Here is a 22,330-nt window from a genome sequence, read left to right on the forward strand (position 1 = left end):
GCAGGATCGTCACGCGCCCGCGCAGCCGCTGTCGCCGAACCGCTCCATCCAAGGAACTGCCATGCCGCTTACGCTGTCCCGAACCGAACTCGTTCGCACCGCCAACCTGATCGACGGCACGTGGCGCGACGCGCTCGACGGCCGCCGCTTCGACGTCGCCGATCCGGCGACGCTCGAGACCGTTGCCTCCGCACCCGACAGCAGTGCCGCCGACGCGCGTGCCGCGACCGATGCGGCCGCACGCGCGCTGCCTGCATGGCGCGCGACGCCGGCCCGCGAACGCGCCGCGATCCTGCGTGCATGGCATGCGGCGATCGTCGCGCACACCGACGATCTCGCGAAACTGATGTCGCGCGAACAGGGCAAGCCGCTCGCCGAAGCGCGCGGCGAAGTCGCGTACGGCGCGTCTTACGTGCTGTGGTTCGCCGAGGAAGCGACGCGCACGTACGGCGACCTGATTCCGCAGCAGCAGCGCGGCAAGCGGCTCAGTGCGGTGAAGGAACCGATCGGCATCGTCGCCGCGGTCACGCCGTGGAATTTCCCGCTCGCGATGATCGCGCGCAAGATCGCGCCCGCGCTCGCGGCCGGCTGCACGGTCGTCGCGAAGCCGGCGGAGGACACGCCGCTGACCGCGCTCGCGCTCGCCTTCCTCGCGCAGGAAGCCGGCGTGCCGCCCGGCGTGCTGAACCTGATCGCCGCGTCGCGCGAGCGCGGCATCGAGGCGGTGGGCGACTGGCTCGCCGACGGCCGCGTGCGCAAGATCACGTTCACCGGATCGACGCCCGTCGGCAAGCTGCTCGCTCGCGAGTCGGCGGCGACGCTGAAGAAGCTGTCGCTGGAGCTCGGCGGCAACGCGCCGTTCATCGTGTTCGACGACGCCGAGCTCGACGCCGCGGTCGACGGGCTGATGGCCGCGAAATTCCGCAACGGCGGCCAGACCTGCGTGTCACCGAATCGCGTGTATGTGCAGGCCGGCGTCTACGACGCCTTTGCCGCGAAGCTCGCCGCGCGCGTCGCCGCGCTGAAGGTCGCGCCGGCCACCGACCCGGCCGCGCAGATCGGCCCGATGATCAACGCGCGTGCGGTGGATAAGATCGCGCGCCACGTCGGCGACGCCATCGAGCGCGGTGCGCGCGTGCTCGCCGGCGGCAAGCGCCTGGCCGAACTCGGACCGAACTACTACGCACCGACGGTGCTCGCCGACGCCACCGCCGACATGCAGCTGACCTGCGAGGAAACCTTCGGCCCGGTCGCGGCGTTGTTCCGCTTCGAGTCCGAGGACGAAGCCGTCGGCGCCGCGAACGACACGCCGTTCGGGCTTGCCGCGTATTTCTATACGCAGGACGTGCGGCGCATCGCGCGCGTGTCGGCGCGGCTCGAAACCGGCATCGTCGGCATCAACGAAGGCGCGCTCGCGAGCGAAGCCGCGCCGTTCGGCGGCGTGAAGGAATCGGGCTACGGCCGTGAAGGCTCGCGCTACGGCCTCGACGACTACCTGTCGATCAAGTACCTGTGCCAGGGCGGGCTCGACTGATGCCGAGCCGCCGGGCGCGAGGCTGAGGCCCGGCACCGGCCGGGCGGCAGGCACCTGTCGCCCGACGCATCAGCGCGCGACGGCTTCGGTGTGCCGGACGCTGCCCAGAAACCGCGTCAGCTCCACGGTCTGCGGCCGCTCGAAGATCTCCTCGGCCGTCCCGGTTTCCCACACCCGGCCCTGGTGCATGAACACGATCCTGTCGCTCACCGCCCGCGCGAAGTTCATCTCGTGCGTGACCATGATCAGCGTCATGTCCTCGCGCGCGAGTTGCTCGACGACGCCCAGCACCTCGCCGACCAGCTCGGGATCGAGCGCCGACGTGATTTCGTCGCACAGCAGCACGCTCGGCTTCATCGCGAGCGCACGCGCGATCGCGACGCGCTGCTGCTGGCCGCCCGACAGCTGCTCCGGAAACGCGTCGAACTTGTCGCCGAGCCCGACGCGCTCGAGCATCAGCTCCGCGATCGCGCGCGCCTGCTGACCGTGAGTCTTCTTCACGACCGACTGCGCGAGCATCACGTTCTGCCCGGCGCTCAGATGCGGAAACAGGTTGTATTGCTGGAACACCATCCCGACCTTCAGCCGCAGCGCACGCAGGTCCGCGTGCCGCGCGTCGACGCGTTCGCCGTCGATCGAGATCGTCCCCGCGTCGATACTCTCGAGCCCGTTGAGCGTGCGCAGCAGCGTGCTCTTGCCCGAGCCGCTGCGGCCGATGATCGAGACGACCTGCCCGCGCTCGACGGAGAAATCGATGCCCTTGAGCACATGATGGGAGCCGAAGTTCTTTTCGATCCCTCGGGTTTCAACGAGCGGCATGCCATCTCCTTTGCAACGTGCGCGCATATCGGGTGAGCGGATAACAGAGCGCGAAATAGATCAGCGCGACGAGCCCGTATACGACGAACGGCCGGAACGTCGCGTTCGAGATCGCGATGCCGGCTTTCGTCAGTTCGGTAAAACCAATGATCGACACCAGCGCCGTATCCTTCACGGCCTGCACGCCGAAGCCGACGGTCGGCGCGATCGCGATGCGCGCCGCCTGCGGCAGGATCACGTGACGCAGTTGCTCGACATAGCTCATCGCCAGGCTCGCCGACGCCTCCCACTGCCCTTTCGGCACCGCCTCGACGCAGCCGCGCCAGATTTCGGCGAGATACGCGCTGGTGAAGAACGTGAGCCCTGCGGTGGCCGCGACCCACGGCGGAACGTCGAGCCCGACGAGCGGCAAGCCGAAGAACACGATGAACAGCTGCATCAGCAACGGGGTGCCCTGAAACACCTCGATGTAGAGCTTCGCGGCGCCGCGCAGCACCGTCGAGTTCGACACGCGCATCACGAGCAGCCCGAGGGCGACGAGGCCGCCGGAGACGAACGACACGATCGACAGCACGATCGTCCAGCGCGCGGCCAGCAGCAGGTTCGCGAGAATCTGCCCGAACGTGAAATCGATCATCGTGCACCTCGCAGGCGGCGGGAGAACAGGCGGCGGCCCATCGCGCCGAGCGTGGCACGCAGCAGCAGCGCCATCGCCAGATACGAAAGCGTGATCACGAAATACGTCTCGAATGCGCGAAAGTTGCGCGATTGAATGTAGCCCGCCGCATAGGTCAGGTCGGCCACCGAGATCTGCGACACGACCGCCGACCCGAGCATCGTGATCACGATCTGGCTCGAGAGCGCCGGAAACACCTTGGCGAGCGCCTGCGGCAGGATGACGTGGCGCAGCATCTGCGCGCGCGACATCGCCAGCGCGGACGCCGCTTCGAGATGCCCTTTCGGCACGGCGGCGACGCCCGCGCGCACGATCTCGACCGCGTACGCGCCGAGATTGAGCGTCATCGCGAGGAGCGCGGCCGTGTACTCGTCGATGTGCACGCCGAGCGCGGGCAAGCCGAAAAAGATGAAGAACAGCTGGACGACGAACGGCGTGTTGCGGATCGCCTCGACGTACCCGCCGATCAACGGGCGCAGCCGCACGGCCGCGCGCGCATCGGCGCTGTACGCGGCCGCGCCGAGCACGCCGATCGCCACGCCGAGCACGGTCGCGACCGCGGTCAGTGCCAGCGTGATCGCCGCGCCGCTCGCGAACACGCCGGCATACTCGTTCAGTTCGCCGAATTGAAGCTGGTAACTCATGACAAAGGGATGGATTCGGGGTCGGACAACGACATCCGCCGCGCCGGGCATGCCGGCCGCGGCGGCGCATCAGGCACGGCTGCGCACGCTCACAGTCCGGCCGGCAACGGCTGGCCGAGCCACTTCTTCGACATCGTGCCCAGCGTGCCGTCCTGCTTCGCGTGCGCGATCGTGTCGTCGATCTTCGCGAGCAGGCGCGGTTCGTTCTTGTTGACGCCGACGAAGCACGGCGAATTCTTGATCACGAACTTGACCTCGGGCCGGCGCGGCGGATTCTTCGCCAGAATGGCCGCCGCGACGATGTTGCCGGCGGCGATCAGCTGCACTTGCCCCGACAGGAACGCCTGGATCGTCGCGTTGTTGTCCTCGAAGCGCTTGATCGTCGCGTTCGGCGCGAGCTGCGACAGCGCGATCTCCTCGAGCGCGCCGCGCGTGGCGCCGACCGTCTTGCCGGTCAGGTCGGCGGGCGCGCTCACTTTCATGTCGGCCGGCCCGAACACGCCCTGGAAATACGGCGCGTACGCGGTCGAAAAGTCGATGACCTTCTCGCGCTCCGGCGTCTTGCCGAGCGACGAGATCACCATGTCGACCTTGTTGGTCGTCAGGTACGGAATCCGGTTCGCGCTGTTCACGGGCACCAGCTTCAGCTTCACGCCGAGCGACTTGGCGAGCAGTTCGGCCATGTCGATGTCGTAGCCCTGCGGCTGCATGTCCGTGCCGACCGAGCCGAACGGCGGATAGTCCTCCGGCACCGCGACGCGCAACGCGCCGTTCTTCGCGATGGTGTCGAGCGCATCGGCATGCGCCGGTGCGGCGGCGAGAAGCGCCATCGCGGATGCTGCGATCAGCGCAGCCAGCCAGGTGCGGCGGGGAAACGGTCGAGTCGTCGGGCTCACGGTGCATCTTCCTTGTCTGGTATGTCGTCGGGCAGCGCAACCGTTGCGCGGCCCGAACCACTTCAGCAAGAACCGGACCATCGCCGTGCGAAGCTTGCCGCGCCGGCACCGGACGGCATGCCTCGCGTGCCGCATTCCTCATTTCGGTGCATGGGCCGGCACCGGCCGCGGCGGCTGCCCATTTGCAGCGCGTCCCGGCGCACCAAATTAACCATTCTGTTCATGCGCCGGCCTGCGACCGGCTCGCCGGGCGGGATCGTGGCCGATCCCGTATGCACGGATTCGAACCGGCCCAGTCGAAATTTGCATGCCGTTTGTGATCGGAATAACGGCTGAATACGTTCACGACGTACCGGACCTGCGCCGCGCCCGGCGACACGCGATCAGGCTGGCCAGGCTGGGTTCCGCGCCGCTGTTTCTCCGGTACCGGTGGTTCCGGTCGTCTCGCGACCGGAATGACTCCAATCACATTCGTGCACGAGGATGCAGCCATGGCATCGATTCCCGAACCGTCGACAACCGGCGACACCGACAAACGCAACTGGCTCGAATCACACGAAGCCGGTTATCACAAGACCCTCGGCAATCGACAGGTGCAGATGATCGCGATCGGCGGGGCCATCGGCACGGGGCTGTTTCTCGGCGCCGGCGCCCGGCTGCAGGCGGCCGGGCCGGCGCTCGCGATCGTCTATCTGGTGTGCGGTGCGTTTTCGTTCCTGATCCTGCGCGCACTCGGCGAGCTCGTGATGCACCGCCCCAGCAGCGGCAGCTTCGTGTCGTACGCGCGCGAATTCCTCGGCGAGAAGGCGTCGTTCGTCGCAGGCTGGATGTACTTCCTGAACTGGGCGATGACCGGCATCGTCGACATCACCGCGGTCGCGCTCTACATGCATTACTGGGCGCCGTTCGCAGGCGTGCCGCAATGGATCTTCGCGCTCGTCGCGCTTTGCATCGTCGCGACGATGAACCTGATCGGCGTGAAGTGGTTCGCCGAAATGGAGTTCTGGTTCGCGCTGATCAAGGTTGCCGCGATCGTGCTGTTCCTCGCGATCGGTTCGCTGATCCTCGGCACGGGCATGCCGGTCGCCGGCCATGACACCGGGCTGCATCTGATCACCGACCACGGCGGCTTCTTTCCGCACGGGCTGATGCCGGCGCTGGTGCTCGTGCAAGGCGTGGTGTTCGCGTTCGCGGGCGTCGAGCTGGTCGGCACGGCCGCCGGCGAATGCAAGGATGCGCGCAAGGTGCTGCCGCGTGCGATCAACAATGTGATCTGGCGCATCGCGATCTTCTACGTCGCGTCGGTCGTCCTGCTCGTCTGCCTGCTGCCGTGGAGCGCGTACAAGGCGGGCCAGAGCCCGTTCGTCACGTTCTTCGGGGCGCTCGGCGTGCCCCGCATCGGTTCGGTGATGAACCTGGTCGTGCTGACGGCCGCGCTGTCGAGCCTCAACTCCGGCCTGTATTCGACCGGGCGCGTGTTGCGTTCGCTGTCGATGGGCGGCTCGGCGCCGGCGTTCCTCGCCCGGATGAGCGCGCAATCCGTGCCGTACGCCGGCATTCTCGTGACGGTCGCGATCTACGTGGTGGGCGTGCTGCTCAACTATCTCGTGCCGTCGAGCGTGTTCGAGATCGTGCTGAACATCGCGTCGCTCGGCATCATCAGCACGTGGGGATTCATCGTCGTATGCCAGATGAAGTTCCGCGCCGCGGTCCGGCGCGGCGAGGTGGACGACGTGTCGTTCAGGATGCCCGGCGCGCCCGTGACGTCGTGGCTGACGCTGCTGTTCCTGCTCGGCGTGCTGGTCCTGATGGCGTTCGACTACCCGAACGGAACGTGGACGATCGCATCGATTCCGCTGGTCGCCCTGCTGCTCGTGGCCGGCTGGAAGTGGCTGAGCAGCCGCGCGCGCCGCGCGTTGCTCAAGCCGACGATTCCGTCGGTCGCGCTGACGCAGAGCGTGCTCGAGAAGGGTGACGACTGACGCGACGCCCGACGCGGGCCGGCCGGCGACGTCCCTACACTTTCCCCGCCAGATGAAACCGCGACGCCGGATGCCACAGCGTGACCGACGTGGCAACCTGCTCGCCGACCCAGGTGCGGCGCCTCAACAGCAGGCACGGCTCGCCGATTTCCATCACGAGATGCCGGCGCACCTGCGCATTGGGCTTCTCCGCGTAGATCCTGAACTCGGCACGCTGAATCGGCGCCAGGCGCACCATGTAATGATTCGGCGTCTCGATCGAGAAGTCCTGCTCCAGATACGCAGGAAACAACGCTGGATTGACGTAGCGATCCTCGAACTGGATCGGTTCGTCTTCCTCATAGTGCACGATGCGTGAATGAAACACGGGCCCGGAACGCAGTCCGAGCGCATCGATCGCTTCCGGATCGACGCTGCGCTCGATCTGCAGGACCCGCGCACGGTGCCGATGACCGCGCTCGGCAATCTCGTCCGCGATGTTGCGGATCTCCAGCACCGTCGATTCGTAATGCCGGCGCTCGACGAACGTGCCGGCCCCCTGGATGCGGGTCAGCACGCGTTCGGCCGTCAGTTCGCGCAGCGCGCGCGATACCGTCATCCTGGCCACGCCGAACTCCTTGACCAGTTCGGCCTCGGTCGGAATCGCGCCGCCGGGCTTCCAGTCGCCCTTCGCGATCCGTTCGACGACGTAGCGCTTGATCTGCTGATAGGCCGGCAGTGCGCGCGCCGGCACGGCGTCGCCCGATGCCCGCGCCGCCCATGCGGAAGGTTCGCGTTCCGTTTCGTTCATGCGCCCTCGACCGAATGAATAATGGATGACTCTCCGTCGTCGCCCGTCGTCACTGCAACGAAGGCGGCACACCCGCGACGATCGCGGCCGCGATCGCGATGTCGTCCGCCAGCGGCCGGTCGTCGCGATACGCCGGCACGCGTTCGCGCACGTGGCGCCACAACGCATCGGTAGACGCGGCGCGCCCGGTTTCGTCCCGCTGCAGATCGTACGCCTGCGCAGCGGCCAACAGCTCGATCGCGAGCACGCGCGTCGTATTCTCGATGATGTCGAGCGCCTTCAGCGCCGCCGGTGTCGCATGACACAGGTGATCCTCCTGCAGCCCCGACGTGATGCCGCCGTCGAGGCTCGCCGGCGCCGCGAGCCGCTGGTTCTGCGCGACCAGCGCGACCGCCGTGTATTGCGCGATCATGAAACCCGAGCAGCTTCCGCCCGGCGTCGCGAGAAACGCCGGCAGCCCGCTGACGAGCGGATTCACGAGCCGGTCGAGACGCCGCTCGGCGATCGCCGCGACCTGCGCCATCGCGGCCGCGAGGCTGTCCATCGCGAGCGCGATGCCCGCACCGACCGCATGCGCCTGCGAATGCACGGCCGGCGCCTCGCGCGTGCCGGCAACGATCGGATTGTCGGTGACGGACGCGAGTTCGCGATCGACCACCTCGGCCGTGACGTCGAACACATCGCGCGCCGCGCCGTGCACGTGCGGAATCGTGCGCAGGCTGAGCGGATCCTGCGTATGCCGGCCGCTCGCCGCAGCCAGCATGCCGCTGTCCGCCAGCATCGCACGCAAACGGGCACCGACCTGCCCGATGCCGGGCGAAATCCGCAGCGCAAGCGAGGCCGGGTCGAATGCGGCAAGTTGTCCGCCGAGGTTCTCGAAGCTCATCGCCGCGATCCAGTCGGCCCAGTCGAGCAAACGTTCCGCACGGGCAAGCGCGAGCGCGGCCAGCCCCGTGACGCATGGGGTGCCGTTGACGAGGCTCAGCCCCTCCTTCGCGCCGAGTACGAGCGGTTCGCGGCCGATACGGCGCAGCGCCTCGTCGCCGCGCATGCGCTCACCGCGATAGCGCGCATGACCGTGGCCGATGCAGACGAGCGCGACATGCGCCATGTGGGTCAGGTAGCCGACCGAGCCGTGCGCCGGCACTTCGGGCAGGCAATCGTGCTCGAGCAGTGCGACGAGCTGCTCGACGACGTCGACGCGCACGCCCGAATAGCCATGCGCGTAGTTGTTGATCGCCGCCGCCATGATCGCGCGCGTTTCCGCCGCGCCGAGCGGCACGCCGACGCCCACCGCGTGGCTCATCAGGATGTTGCGCGACAGTTCGCTCTGCTGAGCGGGCGACACGATCACGTTGCACAGCGCACCGACGCCCGTATTGACGCCGTATGCGCGAATGCCGCGCGCCACGAGCGCGTCGACGAGCTCGCGTGCCGCGACGACGCGTTCGCGCGCGTCGCCGGTCAAGCCGAGCGGATCGCCGGCCGCCACGGCCGCGACCTGCCGCCATTCGAGCGGCGTGGTGGAACGAAACACGGTCATGGCAGCCTCAGTTCGCGGTGCGATCGTGATGGCTCGACACGAACTGCCGGAAGCGTTCCGAGCACTGGCCGCCGAACAGCGCATCGGGTGCGCCGTCCGCATCGACTTCGCCCTGATGCAGGAACATCACGCGATTCGACACATGGCGCGCGAAGCCCATTTCATGCGTGACGACCAGCATCGTGCGGCCCTCCTCCGCGAGCGAGCGCATCACGCGCAGCACTTCGCCGACCAGCTCGGGGTCGAGCGCCGATGTCGGTTCGTCGAACAGCATCACCTTCGGATGCATCGCGAGCGCACGGGCAATCGCGACGCGCTGCTGCTGGCCGCCCGACAGGTGCGCGGGATAGTAGCCGCGCTTGTCGGCAAGGCCGACACGTGCAAGCAGCGCCTCGGCTTCCTCCACCGCTTCCGCCCGGCTGCGCTTCTGCACCCGCAGCGGCCCTTCGACGAGGTTGTCGAGCACCGTCATGTGGGACCACAGGTTGAAGTTCTGGAACACCATCCCGAGCTGGGAGCGAATCCGATCGACCTGGCGCCGGTCGCTCGGGTGCAGCTTGCCGTCGCGCGCGCGCTTCATCGCCAGTTCCTCGCCCGCGAGCGCGACGGAACCGTCGTCGGGCGTCTCGAGCAGGTTCAGGCAGCGCAGGAACGTGCTCTTGCCCGATCCGCTCGCGCCGAGGATCGAGATCACGTCGCCCTCGTGCGCGTCGAGCGAAATGCCCTTCAGCACATGATGATCGCCGAACGACTTGTGGATGTTCTTGACCGACAGTGCGACGGGAGCAGCGGTGTTCATCGGTTTCTCCAGGAAAGATTGGCGCGCTCAGGAAGCGACGCGGCGGGCATTGCGGGTCGCCGCGGCCGGCGCACCGGACGGCTTCGGCGCACGCAGGTGCCCCGAGAGCCGCCATTCGAGCGCGCCGAGCAGGCGCACGACGATGAAGTTCAAGCCCAGGTAGATGACGGCCGCGCAGACGAACACCTCGGTCGTCCGGTAGGTTTGCTGAATGATCTGCTGCGCGACGCCCGTGACCTCCCATACCGTGACGAGGCTCGCCAGCGCGGTCGACTTGACCAGCAGCACGGCTTCGGTCGAATACGCGGGCAGGCACTGGCGCAATGCGATCGGGCCGATCACGCGCCGCAGCAGCGCGAAGCCCGACAAGCCGATCGAATAGCCGGCCTCGATCTGCCCGACCGGCACGGCCATCAGCCCGCCGCGCAGGATTTCGGCCGTATAGCCGGCCGTGCACAGCGCCAGCGACAGCACCGCGCAGACGTACGGCTCGCGCAGCAGCGGCCACATGAAGCTCTCGCGAATCACGCCGAACTGGCCGAGCCCGTAATACACGAGGAACATCTGGATCAGCAGCGGCGAGCCGCGAAATACCAGGATGTAGGCACGCGCAAAGCGGTTCGGCAGCCAGTTCGGCGACACGCGCATCGTGACGATCACGAGCGACAGCAGGCCGCCGAGCACGAGCGACGCGAAGAACAGGCCGAGCGTGGTCGGCACGGCCGCGAGCAGCTGGCGCAGCGTGTCGAGGAGAAAAGCGAAATCGATGGACATGCCCGTTCTCCGTCAGTTGCGCGCGAAATTGCGGCGGAACGACCGGCCGACGATCGCTTCCGCCCGGTTGAACACGCGGTTCGACAAGCCCGTCATCAGCAGGTACAGCGCCCCGCCTGCGACGAAGAACACGAAATACTGGTGCGTCGAGTTCGCGGCGATCTGGCTCGTGCGCAGCAGCTCGGCGAGCCCGGTGACCGAGATCAGTGCCGAGTCCTTGAGGCTCAGTTGCCACACGTTGCCGATACCGGGCAGCGCGAAACGCAGCACCTGCGGCACCAGGATGCGCCGCAGCACCATGCTGCGCGGCATGCCGATCGAGCGCGCCGCTTCGAGCTCGCCCTTCGATACCGCGAGCACCGCCGCGCGATACACCTCCGCCTGGTAGGCGCCCGAGATCATTCCGACCGCGAGCGCACCGATCACGAACGGCGGCACGCCGATGAAACCTTCCGCGCCGAACCACTGGCCGACGGCCGTGACGAGCGTCGAGCCGCCGAAATAGAACAGGTAGATGACGAGCAGTTCGGGTACGCCGCGAAACACGGTCGTATAGAGGTCGCCGAGCAGGCGCGCGCTGCGGTGGCGCGACAGCTTCGCGGCCGCGATCGCCGCGCCGATCACGGCGCCGACCGCGAGCGCCGCGAGCGTCAACGCGACCGTCATCAGTGCGGCGAGCAGCAGCACGCCGCCCCAGCCTTCGGTTCCGAAGCCGAGCATTTCAAGAATCGCCATGCGTGCCTCCCGGCAAGCGTTGAGTGAATCCGCAGGATGCGTGCCGCCGCGCGTCGTTCGAAGGACCTGGCGCGGCAGCGGCCGGACGCGCGCTTACGGCGTGACGTCGGTCTTGAACCACTTGTCGGCAAGCTTCTTCACGGTGCCGTCCGCGAGCGCCGCGCCGATCGCCGTATCGAACTTCGTCTTCAGGTCGGCATCCTGCTTGCGGAACGCGAGCCCTTCGCCCGGCCCCCAGATCGGCCCGCCGAGCTTCGGCCCCGCGAGCACGATCGATGCGGTGTCCTTCTTCGCGTTGTTCGCCGCGTAGTACGTCACGTCGTCGAACGATGCATCGATGCGCCCGGCGACGAGGTCGAGGTCGCGTTCGGGCGACGTCTTGTACACGCGAATCGACGCGATGTCCTTGAAGCTGTCGTTGATGAATTTCGTGTAGACGGTGCCCGACTGGATGCCGATCGTCTTGCCCTTCAGTTGCTTGCGCAGGGCGTCGACGGTGGGTTTGTCTGCATTCGCGTCACCCGTCAGCTTGACGATCGGTGCGCCGGGTGCGGCCTTCGGCAGGATCTTCGTATCGGTGACGGCGAACGTCGCCGGCGTTGCCGCATAGGGGCGCGAGAACAGCAGGATCTTTTCGCGATCCGGCGTGATGGAAATCGCATCCATCAGGATGTCGAACTTGCCGGCCTGCAGGCCCGGAATCATCCCGTCCCAGTCCTGCGCGACCATGTTGCACTGCACCTTGATCCGCTCGCACACATTCGCGAGCAGCTCCGGCTCGAAACCGCCCAGCTTGCCGCCCGGCAGCGTGAGGTTCCACGGCGCGTAGCCGCCTTCCAGCGCGACCGTCACCGTCTTCCATTCCTTGGCCTGCACGGGCGCCGCGAGCGTTGCCGCTGCAGCTGCGATGACGCCGATCGTCCTGACTGCCCACTTGATGCGCTTACCGTTCACGAGATTTCTCCTTGCGTTGAAGTTCGCCATCCCTTCGGTTCATCGAGCCGCCTCAGGAATTTGTCTATACAAGCATGCAAGAAGAAAAACGGCGAGACAAGCAGCGTTCAAAAAAAACCGGTGAAACGCGGGAAATCCCCTAATTAAAGGCTCCCGGCGTGCGTCGTCATGGGGAATTCAGGCACGCACTTGGTGCAGTCCTGACGATCCAATCGCAAGGATGACTAGACAAATTCCGGATTCGATCACCAGCGCTGCGCGAGCCGGCGCGAGAAGCCCCGCATGCCGGATCGGCCTGCATGAAGACCGGCACGCTGCGGGCCGCGAATCGATGGCGCCATGAACGGTGCTCATGCGGCGCATGAAATCTTATCGATTGTTGGCACCCCGGATCGACGCCGACAATCCGCTTCATGTCCCCTCGCTTGCGGTACGGGCCACTCCCCCTCCCAATCGGCACATCACGATCCATGAACCATCCCCTCGCCGTCTCCTGCATCGCCGAGGCCCGCGCGGCCACGGCGGCACCGTTCCCTGCCCGCCCCCGCACCTGCGGCGAAGCACTCGTCGACCTCCTCGAACGCCAGGGCGTCGAATGCGTGTTCGGCATTCCTGGCGTGCATACCGTCGAGCTCTATCGCGGCCTCGCCGCATCGTCGATCCGTCACGTGACACCGCGCCACGAGCAGGGGGCCGGCTTCATGGCCGACGGCTACGCACGCGTCACGGGCCGGCCGGGGGTCTGCTTCATCATCACCGGGCCGGGCATGACCAATATCGCGACCGCGATGGCACAGGCCTACGCCGATTCGATCCCGATGCTGGTGATCTCGAGCGTCAACGCACGACGCGAGCTCGGCAGCGGCGACGGCCGCCTGCACGAACTGCCGTCGCAGCGCGAAGTGTTCGCGGGACTCACCGCGTTCTCCCACACGCTGCTCGACGCGGCCGACCTGCCACAGGTCCTCGCGCGCGCCTTCGCGGTGTTCGAGAGCGCGCGGCCGCGGCCCGTGCACATCGAGATTCCGCTCGACGTGATCGTGATGCCGGCGCCCGCGCTACCCACCGCGCCACTCGCGCTGCCTGCGCGCCCCGCGCCGGATCCGAACGCCCTCGCGGCGGCGGCCGACCTGCTCGCGCACGCGCGCCGGCCGCTGATCCTCGCAGGCGGCGGTGCCATCCATGCGGCGGCGGAACTGCGCGAGCTCGCCGAACGCCTGCACGCGCCCGTCGCGCTGACGATCAACGCCAAAGGCCTGCTGCCGCCCGGCCACCCGTTGCTGATCGGCTCCACCCAGTCGCTGCCGGCCACCCGCGTGGCGATCCGCGACGCCGACGTGGTGCTCGCCGTCGGCACCGAGCTTGGCGAAACCGATTACGACGTCACGTTCGACGGCGGCTTCGCGATCGACGGCCGGCTGATCCGCATCGACATCGACGCGCAACAGCTGATGCGCAACGCCCGCGCGGAAATCGCCATCGCCGGCGATTCGCGGCAGGCGCTCGGCGCACTGTCGACCCGCCTGCACGAGCGGCCCGCGCCAAGCCCCGAGGCCGGCTGGGGTGCGCTGCGGGTGGCGGCCGTTCGCGCCGCGATCGCGTCCGGCCACGACGGCCCCGCGCACGCGCAGGCGCGGCTGATCGACACGATCGTCGCGGCGCTGCCCGGCGCGATCATCGCCGGCGATTCGACGAGCCCCGTCTACGTCGGCAATTTCACGCACGATGCGCCGGCGCCGCGCAGCTGGTTCAACTCGTCGACCGGTTACGGCACGCTCGGCTACGGGCTGCCCGCCGCGATCGGCGCAAAGCTCGCCGCGCCTGCGCGGCCGGTCGTCTGCCTGATCGGCGACGGCGGCCTGCAGTTCACGCTGCCGGAGCTCGCGAGCGCGGTCGAGGCGCGCGTGCCGGTGATCGTAATCGTCTGGAACAACCGCGGCTACGGCGAGATCCGCAAATACATGGTCGCACGCGACATCACGCCGGTCGGCGTCGAGCCCTATACACCCGATTTCCAGGCACTCGCACGCGGGTTCGGCTGCGCGGCGCACGCAGCCGCGACGCCCGATGCACTTGCCGAAGCGCTGCGCGAAGCGACAGCACGCACGATTCCGACCGTGATCGAAATCGACGAGGCAGCCTGGTTCGGTCAGGTGCAACGATGAGCACGGCGCCCGATTTCGCGTTCGATCCGCCGCTGCACACGCGCCACTTCATCGACGGGACGTGGCGCGCGAGCGTCGGCGGCGCGACGCTACCCGTCGTCGATCCGTCGACGGAAGCGCACCTCGCCGACGTCAGCGCAGGCGGCGAGGCAGACGTCGAACACGCCGTGCAAGCCGCGGCGCGCGCGTTTCCCGGCTGGAAACGCACGACCGGCGCCGAACGCGCGGCCCTGCTCCGCGCGATCGCGCGCGGCGTCGACGCACGCCGCACGCGGCTCGCCACGCTGCAGTCGCTCAACAACGGCAAGCCGTTCGCCGAGGCCGAGATCGACGTCGCGGACGTGATCGCCACCCTCGACTACTACGCAGGCCTCGCGGACCGTCTCGACACGGACGGCGAAACCGAGGTATCGCTGCCCGGCAGCGACCATCGTGCGTGGATCCGGCGCGAACCGGCCGGCGTCGCCGCGCTGATCGTGCCGTGGAATTTCCCGATGGTGACCACCGCATGGAAGCTCGCACCCGCGCTCGCGGCCGGTTGCACCGTCGTGCTGAAGCCGTCCGAGATCACGCCGCTGCCCGAACTCGAACTCGCCGCGATCGCCGCCGAGGCGGGCGTGCCGCCCGGCGTGCTGAACGTCGTGACGGGCACCGGCCACGACGTCGGCGCCCGGCTGTGCGCGCATCCGCTCGTCGCGAAGGTGTCGTTTACCGGCAGCACGGCGGTCGGCGCACAGGTCATGAAGACGGCCGCGGACACGATCAAGGGCGTCGGCCTCGAACTCGGCGGCAAGTCGTCGATCGTCGTGTTCGACGACGCCGACCTCGATCACGCGGTCGAACTGATCGCGGGCGGCGGCCTCTTCAACGCGGGGCAGATGTGTTCGGCGACCTCGCGCGTGCTCGTCGCCGCCCCGCTCGCCGACGAACTCGTCACGCGCCTCGCGCGGCGGATCGACGCGACCGTCGTCGGCCCGCCGTTCGCGCCCGGCGTACAGATGGGCCCGCTGACGAACCGCGCGCAATACGAACGCGTGAAGCGCCACATCGCGCAAGGCCGGGCCGACGGTGCACGGCTCGTCGCGGGCGGCGACGTGCTCGACGGCCCCGGCTACTTCATCCGGCCCGCGCTGTTCGTCGACGTGCCGACCGGCAGCCCGCTATGGTCTGAGGAAATCTTCGGCCCGGTGCTGTGCGTGCGCGTGTTCGACACCGAAGACGACGCGATCGCGGCCGCCAACGATACCGAGTACGGGCTCGTCGCCACCGTCGTCACGCGCGACACGGCCCGCGGCAAGCGAGTCGCCGACGCGCTCGAGGCAGGCGTCGTGTGGATCAACACGCCGCAGCTGATCTATCCGCAAACCTCATGGGGCGGCTACAAGCGCAGCAGCATCGGGCGCGAGCTCGGTCCGTTCGGGCTGGCCGCGTTCCAGGAGATCAAGCAGGTCATGATGCCGGCCCGTTGAGACCGCACGGCCCATGCGTTTATGTCATGGCGCGCATGCGGATATTTCGTTTGTTGCGGAAATTTGACCTCCCTACAGTTCATCCACACCCCGCGCCGCCGTTCGGCGACCGGCATCGAACCACACGGCATCGTTCATCAGGAGACGGCCATGCAACACTTCAAGGCGGGCAGAAGGCAGGTGATCAAAACCCTCGGCACGGCACTCGCTGCATCCGCCCTTCCGATGCCATTCATCAGTACTGCGAAGGCACAGTCGAGCAGCTTCGCCGGCAAGACGCTGCGCCTGCTCACCTGGTCCGACGATACCGGCGCGGCCGCCCTGCGCAACATCGCGGAAACCTTCAGCAAGCAGACCGGCGCACGCGTGATCGCCGATCGCGCGGACGGCACGTCGGGCATGGTCGCGAAGGTCAAGGCCGCGGGCGAGCGGCCGACCTACGATGTCATCACGCTCGCCGGCGTGGGTGCGGCGGGTCTCGCCGATGCGGGGCTGCTCACGAAGCCGGACCTGAACCGGCTGCCGAACCTGAAGGACGTCGCGCCGCCCTACCGCACCGGTGCGAACGGCTTCGGCATCGGCTACCTGCTGTGGTCGGACGGGCTGATCTACAACACGGCGACCGTGAAGAGCGCGCCGGCGAGCTACGAGGCACTGTGGGATCCGAAGTATGCGGGCCGCCTGTTCCTGCCGCCGCCCGAGTGGGCCGAAGCGGTCGACCTCGCGATCATCGCCGCGAAGCTGGCCGGCGGTTCGCAGCAGAACATCGATCCGGGATTCCGGAAGCTCGCGCAGTTGAAGGATCGCGTGATGACGCTCGGTGAAAACCCGAACCAGGTGGCCGACCTGTTCCGCACCGGCTCGCTCGACATCGGCGGCATCTATTCGCCCGCGTTCTTCCCGGACCAGATCCGCAAGCCCGACTACAAGATGGGCGTGACGTACGGGATGAAGGAAGGCTTCGCGACGCAACTGATGTTCACCGTGATCCCGAAGGCGCACCCGGGCGACCTCGACCTGATTCACGCATTCATCAACCATTCGCTCGATGCGGGCGTGCAGGGCCGGATGGCGGCCGACGTGCTGAACGGCCCCGTGAACGCGAAGGCCGTGATTCCCGCGGAAAGCCGCGCGTTCGTGCCGTCGCCGCAGCAGATCGCGGAGAAAGCCGTGCTGCACGACGACAAGGCGCTCGCAGTCGTCCAGCCCGCGTGGATCAAGCGCTACACGGGCCTCTTCTCGGCGTAACGACATGGCCTCCCTGTCTTCCCCCCGCGATGCAGGGTCGGCCGGCACCGTAACGGCCGGTTCCGGCCCCGACGCCGCCCCCGCGCTGGCCGGCGTGCCGCCGTGGCTGCTGCTCGCACCGATCCTCGCGTTCCTCGCGGTACTTGCCGCCGCGACGCTCACGGTATTGCGCATGAGCGTCGGCGTGTCCGGCGACGAATGGCGCACCTTCACGCTGCAGAACTACGCCGATCTCGCGGATCCGTACTTCACGACGTCGCTGTGGCTCACGCTGCGCCTCGCGTTCCAGAGCATGGTGTGCGCGGTGCTGCTCGCGATCCCGGTTGCACTCGCGATGGCACGCACCGAATCGCGGCTCGCGCGCCGGCTGCTGCTCGCCGGCGTCCTGCTGCCGCTGCTCGTGAACCTGCTGCTGCAAGGGTACGGCTGGCTCGTGATGCTCGGCCCGGCCGGGTTGCTCAACCGCACGCTGCTCGCCACCGGCATGATCGGGCGGCCGCTGCAATTGCTGTACCGCGAGCACGGCGTACTGCTCGGCCTGATCCAGACCGCGTTCCCGCTCGCCGTGCTGCCGCTGTCGAGCGCGCTGCGCGCCGTGTCCCGCGCGTACGACGAAGCCGCCGCGACGCTCGGCGCGAGCCGGTGGCAGACGCTGCGGCACGTGACGCTGCCGCTCGCGATGCCCGGCCTCGTCTCGGGCGCGCTGCTCGTGTTCGCGTACAACGCCAGCGCATTCGCGGTGCCGCTGCTGCTCGGCGGCCGGCGCGTGCCGATGCTTGCGGTGCTCGTGCACGACGAAGTCGCACCGCTGCTCAACTGGCCCGCCGCATCGGCATCGGGCGTCGTGCTGATGGGCGCGACGCTCGTCGTGATGGCGGTTTCCCAGCGCCTCGCGCGCACCCTCGAGGTGAACCGATGAATGCCCTGCTCCTGCGCGCGCCCATGCCCGGGCGCCTCGGACGCGTGACGGGCGCGCTCGCGACGCTCGTGCTGTTCCTCGCCGCGCTGCCGATCCTGACGATGATCACGATGTCGTTCGGCGCGTCGGGCACGCTCGAATTCCCGCCGCGCGAATTCAGCCTGCACTGGTATCGCGCCGCCTGGCAGACGTTCGTGTCGTCCGATGCGGGCAGCGCACAGTCGATGGGCGCCGCGTTGACGACGAGCCTCGTCGTCGCGGTCGCGACGATGCTGATCGCGACCGCCGTGTCGGTCCCCGCGGCTTACGCACTGTCGCGCTACCGCTTCCGCGGCAAGACGCTCGTCGAGCAGCTCGTCGCGCTGCCGATCGTCTATCCGCTCGTGATGCTCGGCCTCGCGCTGCTGATCGTGTTCAATGCGCTGCCGGTCGAACTCGGCATCGTGCGGCTCGTCGTCGCGCACGTGATCCTGACGCTGCCGTTCACCGTGAAGAACTGCGCCGCCTCGGTCGCGTCGATCGGCCCCGATTTCGAGGAAGCCGCGTGCCTGATGGGCGCGAGCCCGCGCCGCGCGCTCGTCGACGTCGTGCTGCCGCTGATGCGGCCCGGCATCCTCGCCGGGATGCTGTTCGCGTTCATCGTGTCGTTCAACGAATTCACGGTGACGTTCTTCCTGTACAGCATCGACACGATGACGCTGCCCGTCTGGCTCTACAGCCGCACCGTGTCGTCGCTCGACCCGACCGTGTTCTGCTTCGCCGTGTTCACGGTCGCGATCGACTTCGCGCTGATCTGGATGCTCGAAAAACTCGTCGGCGACAAGGGCGTCGCGCTCTGACGCGCGCCGCCTCGCCATCGCCCGTGCAAGGAATCCTCATGACCCAGCTCATCCTCCAGAACGTGACGAAGCGCTTTCATCAGGCGTATGCGGTCGATCACGTCGACCTGTCGGTGCCCGACGGCAAGCTCGTCTGCTTTCTCGGCCCTTCCGGCTGCGGCAAGACCACGCTGATGCGCATCATCGCCGGCCTCGAAACGCCGACCTCCGGCACCCTGACGTTCGCCGGCCGCGACCTCACGCACGTGCCCGCCAACCGGCGCGACTTCGGCATGGTGTTCCAGTCGCTCGCGCTGTTTCCGCACATGACCGTCGCGCAGAACATCGCGTACCCGCTGCGGCTGCGCAAGACGGCCAAGGCCGCGCAAGCGCGGCGCGTCGCCGAGCTGCTGGAGCTGATCCAGCTTCCGCACATGGCCGACCGGCTCGTCACGCAGCTGTCGGGCGGGCAACGCCAGCGCGTCGCGATTGCACGCGCGATCGCGTCGTCGCCGCGCCTGCTGTTGCTCGACGAACCGTTGTCGGCGCTCGATGCGAAGCTGCGCGAAGCGATGCAGGTCGAGATCCGGCTGCTCCAGCAACGGCTCGGCATCACGACGATCATGGTCACGCACGACCAGCGCGAAGCGATGACGATGGCCGACGAGATCGTCGTGATGGAGAAAGGCCGGATCCAGCAGGTGGGCCGGCCGCTCGACATCTACCGCGATCCGGTCAATGAATTCGTCGCCGATTTCATCGGTCTCGGCAACATCCTGCCGGTCGCGTGCGACGGCGACGACGCGATCGTGCTGCCGGGCGGGCAGCGACTCGCGATCCGGCCGGCACCGCGCACCGCGGACGCCGTACGCCTGCTGATCCGTCCCGAGGACGTGTGCGTGCGCACGACTCCGGCACAACAGCCCGGACCGAACACGCTCGCCGGCACCATCACGTTCGTCCGTGATGTCGGCGCATCGATCGAGGCAACGATCGATTGCCGCGGCTTCACGCTGACGGCCGCGACGACACCGCGCGAAACGCCCGATCTCCAGGTCGGCATGCCGGTGCTCGCGGAGCTGCCGGCCCATGCATGCAAGCTCATCGCCGCACGCGGCGCCTGACCGCCTTTCCCTTTCTCCAGCGCAACAACGAGGATCTCGCCATGAACGCAACGACCCACGCCATTCGCCACGTGCAGCGCCTGCTCGCCCGCTCTGCCCTTCTCTGTGCCTGCGCCGGCGCCGCCGGCCTCGCCGCCTTCGCGCCGCTCGCGCACGCCGACGCGCTCGACACGATCGCGAAATCGGGGGTCGTGCGCATCGGCGTGTTCGAGGACTATCCGCCGTTCGGCTCGATCGGCCCCGACATGAAGCCGCAAGGCTACGACATCGACATGGCCAACCTGATCGGCCGCGCGTTGAATGCGAAAGTCGAACTCGTGCAGGTCACCGGCGACAACCGGATGGCGTATCTCGCCGACCACAAGACCGACATGCTGCTGTCGGTCGGACAGACGCCGGAGCGCGCGAAGGTGATCGACTTCTCGAACGCGTATGCACCGTACTACCTTGCGGTATTCGGCCCGAAGTCGCTGGCCGTGAAGGGCACCGCCGATCTCGCCGGCAAATCGGTCGCGGTCGCGCGCGGCACGCTCGAGGACCTGAGCGTCAGCAAGGTCGCGCCGCCGAGCGCGACGATCAAGCGCTTCGACGACCCGAACGGCGCGATCGCCGCGTTCCTGTCGGGACAGGCGCAACTGCTGGTGGTCGGCAACGACGTCGGCGCGACGATCATCGCACGTCATCCGTCGATCGATCCGGAACAGAAATTCTCGCTGTTCAGCTCGCCCGATCACGTCGGCCTGAACAAGAACGAAGCGCGCCTGATGCAGAAGGTCAACGACGCGATCGCCGGCGCGAAGAAGAGCGGCACGCTGAACACGTTGTCGCAGAAGTGGCTGCACGCGGCATTGCCGGCCGACCTGTGATGCACGCCGCCCCAGCCCCGTATTCACGACGAAAGGCATCGCGATGACCTACGTGTTCGACTTCAGCGATTTCGGCCTCTACGCCGGCATGCTTGCGCGCGGCATCGGCGTGACGCTCGGCCTCACCGCGGCCGCCACCGCGCTCGGCGGCCTGATCGGCACCGCCGGCGCCTGGATCGCGCTGGCCGGCCCGCGCTGGGCGCGCGCGCTCGTCGCGGCCTACGTCGAACTGATCCGCAATACGCCGTTCCTGGTCCAGTTGTTCTTCATCTTCTTCGGACTACCGGCGATCGGCGTGCACATCGACGAAGCGCAGGCGGCCGTACTGGCCATGACGGTCAACCTGGGCGCGTATGCGGTCGAGATCCTGCGCGCCGGCATCGAATCGGTGCCGCACGGGCAAGTGCAGGCCGCGCGGGCGCTCGGGCTGCACGGCCGGCAGGTGTTCGGTCACGTCGTGCTGCCGCAGGCGCTCGCGAACGTGTACCCCGCGCTGCTCGGGCAGGTGCTGATCGTGATGCTCGGCTCGGCCGTCGTCTCGCAGATCTCGGTACCCGACCTGACCTACGCGGCGAACTTCATCCAGTCGCGCAATTTCCGTGCGTTCGAGATCTACATCGTCGTGACCGCGATCTACCTGCTGCTGTCGATCGCGCTGCGCATGCTGCTCAATCGCGTCGGCCGGCGGCTGTTCTCGGGCCGCACGCCGCACGGCGCGGCGGCCGCGCCTCGGCGCGCCCGCGTTGCCCGCTTCACGTGGCGCGCCCGCGCGCCTGAAACCCGCCTTCCCACGGAGCGTGCACGATGATCGAATTCACCTTCCAGGATATTGCGTGGAACCTGCTGCTCGCCGCGCGCTGGACCGTGCTGCTGTCGCTGATCACGTTCGGCGGCGGCGGCATCGCCGGCTTCGCGCTGCTCGCGATGCGCATTTCGCCGGCGCCGGCGCTGCGCCGCTTCGTGGTCCTGTACGTCGAGCTGTTCCAGGGCACCCCGTTGCTGATGCAACTGTTCCTCGGCTTTTTCGGGTTGCCGCTCGTCGGCATCGACGTGACGCCCTGGGTCGCCGCATCGGTCGTGCTGACGCTGAACGCCAGCGCCTATCTGGCCGACATCTGGCGCGGCTGCGTCGACGCGGTACCGCGCGGCCAGTGGAGTGCGGCGGCAAGCCTCGGCATGACGTGGATTCAGCAGCTGCGCTACGTGGTATGGCCGCAGGCCTGGAAGATCGCGCTGCCGCCGACCGTCGGTTTCCTCGTGCAGGCGGTGAAGAGCACCGCGCTCACGTCGATCATCGGGCTGACCGAACTGACCAAGACCGGCAACATCATCACCAACGCGGTATTCAAGCCGTTTCCGATCTATGCGATGGTCGCGCTGCTCTACTTCGCGATGTGCTTCCCGCTGACGCAGTACGCCCGCGTGCTCGAACGCCGCTATCGCGTCGCGAAGGCGCGTTGAACCGGCGCTGCGCGCGCCTCACCACGATCCAGGTACTTCCATGATTTCCATCAGCAACGTTTCGAAGTGGTACGGCCAGTTTCAGGTCCTCACCGACTGTACGACCGAGGTCAG

Annotated in this window: 21 protein-coding genes; 11 read left to right on the top strand and 10 right to left on the bottom strand. The window is 67.9% G+C overall.

Annotation, left to right across the window (positions count from 1 at the left end; genetic code table 11):
- Positions 1 to 61: 61 nt before the first annotated feature.
- Entirely contained in the window at positions 62 to 1,534 is a 1,473-nt protein-coding gene (locus tag U5798_RS35390; protein WP_124456837.1) for an NAD-dependent succinate-semialdehyde dehydrogenase, read from the top strand.
- Positions 1,535 to 1,603: 69 nt separating this feature from the next.
- Here U5798_RS35390 and U5798_RS35395 read toward each other — a convergent pair whose 3' ends face one another.
- From U5798_RS35395 to U5798_RS35410, 4 genes are all read right to left on the bottom strand, one after another.
- The gene (locus U5798_RS35395; protein ID WP_322084741.1) at positions 1,604 to 2,353 is read right to left on the bottom strand and encodes an amino acid ABC transporter ATP-binding protein; all 750 of its coding nucleotides are present in this window, start codon (positions 2,351 to 2,353) and stop codon (positions 1,604 to 1,606) included.
- Positions 2,340 to 2,990 (bottom strand): amino acid ABC transporter permease, encoded by a 651-nt coding sequence (locus tag U5798_RS35400; protein ID WP_322084742.1) that lies wholly within the window; start codon positions 2,988 to 2,990, stop codon positions 2,340 to 2,342. The genes U5798_RS35395 and U5798_RS35400 overlap by 14 nt, the downstream gene beginning before the upstream one ends.
- Complete coding sequence (locus U5798_RS35405; RefSeq protein ID WP_322084743.1) at positions 2,987 to 3,673, bottom strand: amino acid ABC transporter permease; 687 nt, start codon at positions 3,671 to 3,673, stop codon at positions 2,987 to 2,989. Before U5798_RS35405 ends, U5798_RS35400 begins: the two co-directional genes overlap by 4 nt.
- A gap of 89 nt (positions 3,674 to 3,762) precedes the next feature.
- A complete protein-coding gene (locus U5798_RS35410; RefSeq protein WP_124456841.1) occupies positions 3,763 to 4,569 on the bottom strand; it encodes a transporter substrate-binding domain-containing protein in 807 nt (268 codons plus the stop codon).
- A 491-nt stretch (positions 4,570 to 5,060) separates the two neighbouring features.
- Here U5798_RS35410 and ansP point away from each other — a divergent pair, with 491 nt between their 5' ends.
- Positions 5,061 to 6,551 carry an L-asparagine permease gene (gene ansP, locus U5798_RS35415; protein ID WP_322084744.1) on the top strand — a complete coding sequence of 497 codons (1,491 nt, stop codon included), beginning with the start codon at positions 5,061 to 5,063 and terminating at the stop codon, positions 6,549 to 6,551.
- 34 nt (positions 6,552 to 6,585) lie between these two features.
- Here ansP and hutC read toward each other — a convergent pair whose 3' ends face one another.
- The 6 genes from hutC to U5798_RS35445 form a co-directional block, all read right to left on the bottom strand.
- Positions 6,586 to 7,341, bottom strand: a complete 756-nt coding sequence (hutC, locus tag U5798_RS35420) for a histidine utilization repressor (protein WP_124456843.1) — start codon at positions 7,339 to 7,341, stop codon at positions 6,586 to 6,588.
- Between the two features lie 49 nt (positions 7,342 to 7,390).
- Positions 7,391 to 8,884, bottom strand: coding sequence for a histidine ammonia-lyase (locus tag U5798_RS35425; protein WP_322084745.1), 1,494 nt, complete (start codon positions 8,882 to 8,884; stop codon positions 7,391 to 7,393).
- 7 nt (positions 8,885 to 8,891) lie between these two features.
- Complete coding sequence (locus U5798_RS35430) at positions 8,892 to 9,683, bottom strand: ABC transporter ATP-binding protein (RefSeq protein ID WP_124456845.1); 792 nt, start codon at positions 9,681 to 9,683, stop codon at positions 8,892 to 8,894.
- A gap of 27 nt (positions 9,684 to 9,710) precedes the next feature.
- Positions 9,711 to 10,457, bottom strand: coding sequence for an ABC transporter permease (locus U5798_RS35435; RefSeq protein WP_124456846.1), 747 nt, complete (start codon positions 10,455 to 10,457; stop codon positions 9,711 to 9,713).
- 12 nt (positions 10,458 to 10,469) lie between these two features.
- On the bottom strand, positions 10,470 to 11,192 hold the full coding sequence (locus tag U5798_RS35440) for an ABC transporter permease (RefSeq protein WP_124456847.1): 723 nt from the start codon (positions 11,190 to 11,192) through the stop codon (positions 10,470 to 10,472).
- A gap of 93 nt (positions 11,193 to 11,285) precedes the next feature.
- Entirely contained in the window at positions 11,286 to 12,146 is an 861-nt protein-coding gene (locus tag U5798_RS35445; protein ID WP_322084746.1) for a transporter substrate-binding domain-containing protein, read from the bottom strand.
- A gap of 470 nt (positions 12,147 to 12,616) precedes the next feature.
- Here U5798_RS35445 and U5798_RS35450 point away from each other — a divergent pair, with 470 nt between their 5' ends.
- The 9 genes from U5798_RS35450 to U5798_RS35490 all read left to right on the top strand — a co-directional run bounded on the left by U5798_RS35450 (position 12,617) and on the right by U5798_RS35490 (position 22,216).
- Positions 12,617 to 14,311 carry a 5-guanidino-2-oxopentanoate decarboxylase gene (locus U5798_RS35450; RefSeq protein WP_322084747.1) on the top strand — a complete coding sequence of 565 codons (1,695 nt, stop codon included), beginning with the start codon at positions 12,617 to 12,619 and terminating at the stop codon, positions 14,309 to 14,311.
- Positions 14,308 to 15,780 carry an aldehyde dehydrogenase family protein gene (locus U5798_RS35455; protein ID WP_322084748.1) on the top strand — a complete coding sequence of 491 codons (1,473 nt, stop codon included), beginning with the start codon at positions 14,308 to 14,310 and terminating at the stop codon, positions 15,778 to 15,780. Before U5798_RS35450 ends, U5798_RS35455 begins: the two co-directional genes overlap by 4 nt.
- Before the next feature lie 150 nt (positions 15,781 to 15,930).
- The gene (locus tag U5798_RS35460) at positions 15,931 to 17,028 is read left to right on the top strand and encodes an ABC transporter substrate-binding protein (RefSeq protein WP_124456850.1); all 1,098 of its coding nucleotides are present in this window, start codon (positions 15,931 to 15,933) and stop codon (positions 17,026 to 17,028) included.
- Positions 17,029 to 17,032: 4 nt separating this feature from the next.
- Positions 17,033 to 17,947 carry an ABC transporter permease gene (locus U5798_RS35465; RefSeq protein WP_322084749.1) on the top strand — a complete coding sequence of 305 codons (915 nt, stop codon included), beginning with the start codon at positions 17,033 to 17,035 and terminating at the stop codon, positions 17,945 to 17,947.
- Positions 17,944 to 18,786 (top strand): ABC transporter permease, encoded by an 843-nt coding sequence (locus U5798_RS35470; protein WP_124456852.1) that lies wholly within the window; start codon positions 17,944 to 17,946, stop codon positions 18,784 to 18,786. Before U5798_RS35465 ends, U5798_RS35470 begins: the two co-directional genes overlap by 4 nt.
- Before the next feature lie 38 nt (positions 18,787 to 18,824).
- Entirely contained in the window at positions 18,825 to 19,889 is a 1,065-nt protein-coding gene (locus tag U5798_RS35475) for an ABC transporter ATP-binding protein (protein ID WP_322084750.1), read from the top strand.
- A 41-nt stretch (positions 19,890 to 19,930) separates the two neighbouring features.
- On the top strand, positions 19,931 to 20,755 hold the full coding sequence (locus U5798_RS35480; protein ID WP_322084751.1) for a transporter substrate-binding domain-containing protein: 825 nt from the start codon (positions 19,931 to 19,933) through the stop codon (positions 20,753 to 20,755).
- Between the two features lie 43 nt (positions 20,756 to 20,798).
- Positions 20,799 to 21,563, top strand: coding sequence for an amino acid ABC transporter permease (locus U5798_RS35485; RefSeq protein WP_124456855.1), 765 nt, complete (start codon positions 20,799 to 20,801; stop codon positions 21,561 to 21,563).
- A complete protein-coding gene (locus U5798_RS35490) occupies positions 21,560 to 22,216 on the top strand; it encodes an amino acid ABC transporter permease (protein ID WP_322084752.1) in 657 nt (218 codons plus the stop codon). Before U5798_RS35485 ends, U5798_RS35490 begins: the two co-directional genes overlap by 4 nt.
- The last annotated feature ends 114 nt before the right edge of the window (positions 22,217 to 22,330 follow it).

The organism is Burkholderia sp. BCC1972, assembly GCF_905339605.1.
In the GTDB taxonomy this organism is placed as follows: domain Bacteria; phylum Pseudomonadota; class Gammaproteobacteria; order Burkholderiales; family Burkholderiaceae; genus Burkholderia.

Coding starts and splice junctions, on each gene's coding strand:
- U5798_RS35485 (WP_124456855.1), top strand. CDS start 20,799: ATGACCTACGTGTTCGACTTCAGCGATTTCGGCCTCTACGCCGGCATG.
- U5798_RS35455 (WP_322084748.1), top strand. CDS start 14,308: ATGAGCACGGCGCCCGATTTCGCGTTCGATCCGCCGCTGCACACGCGC.
- U5798_RS35480 (WP_322084751.1), top strand. CDS start 19,931: ATGAACGCAACGACCCACGCCATTCGCCACGTGCAGCGCCTGCTCGCC.
- U5798_RS35425 (WP_322084745.1), bottom strand. CDS start 8,884: ATGACCGTGTTTCGTTCCACCACGCCGCTCGAATGGCGGCAGGTCGCG.
- U5798_RS35390 (WP_124456837.1), top strand. CDS start 62: ATGCCGCTTACGCTGTCCCGAACCGAACTCGTTCGCACCGCCAACCTG.
- U5798_RS35460 (WP_124456850.1), top strand. CDS start 15,931: ATGCAACACTTCAAGGCGGGCAGAAGGCAGGTGATCAAAACCCTCGGC.
- U5798_RS35435 (WP_124456846.1), bottom strand. CDS start 10,457: ATGTCCATCGATTTCGCTTTTCTCCTCGACACGCTGCGCCAGCTGCTC.
- hutC (WP_124456843.1), bottom strand. CDS start 7,341: ATGAACGAAACGGAACGCGAACCTTCCGCATGGGCGGCGCGGGCATCG.
- U5798_RS35395 (WP_322084741.1), bottom strand. CDS start 2,353: ATGCCGCTCGTTGAAACCCGAGGGATCGAAAAGAACTTCGGCTCCCAT.
- U5798_RS35475 (WP_322084750.1), top strand. CDS start 18,825: ATGACCCAGCTCATCCTCCAGAACGTGACGAAGCGCTTTCATCAGGCG.
- U5798_RS35465 (WP_322084749.1), top strand. CDS start 17,033: ATGGCCTCCCTGTCTTCCCCCCGCGATGCAGGGTCGGCCGGCACCGTA.
- U5798_RS35430 (WP_124456845.1), bottom strand. CDS start 9,683: ATGAACACCGCTGCTCCCGTCGCACTGTCGGTCAAGAACATCCACAAG.
- U5798_RS35490 (WP_322084752.1), top strand. CDS start 21,560: ATGATCGAATTCACCTTCCAGGATATTGCGTGGAACCTGCTGCTCGCC.
- U5798_RS35470 (WP_124456852.1), top strand. CDS start 17,944: ATGAATGCCCTGCTCCTGCGCGCGCCCATGCCCGGGCGCCTCGGACGC.
- ansP (WP_322084744.1), top strand. CDS start 5,061: ATGGCATCGATTCCCGAACCGTCGACAACCGGCGACACCGACAAACGC.
- U5798_RS35450 (WP_322084747.1), top strand. CDS start 12,617: ATGAACCATCCCCTCGCCGTCTCCTGCATCGCCGAGGCCCGCGCGGCC.
- U5798_RS35440 (WP_124456847.1), bottom strand. CDS start 11,192: ATGGCGATTCTTGAAATGCTCGGCTTCGGAACCGAAGGCTGGGGCGGC.
- U5798_RS35405 (WP_322084743.1), bottom strand. CDS start 3,673: ATGAGTTACCAGCTTCAATTCGGCGAACTGAACGAGTATGCCGGCGTG.
- U5798_RS35400 (WP_322084742.1), bottom strand. CDS start 2,990: ATGATCGATTTCACGTTCGGGCAGATTCTCGCGAACCTGCTGCTGGCC.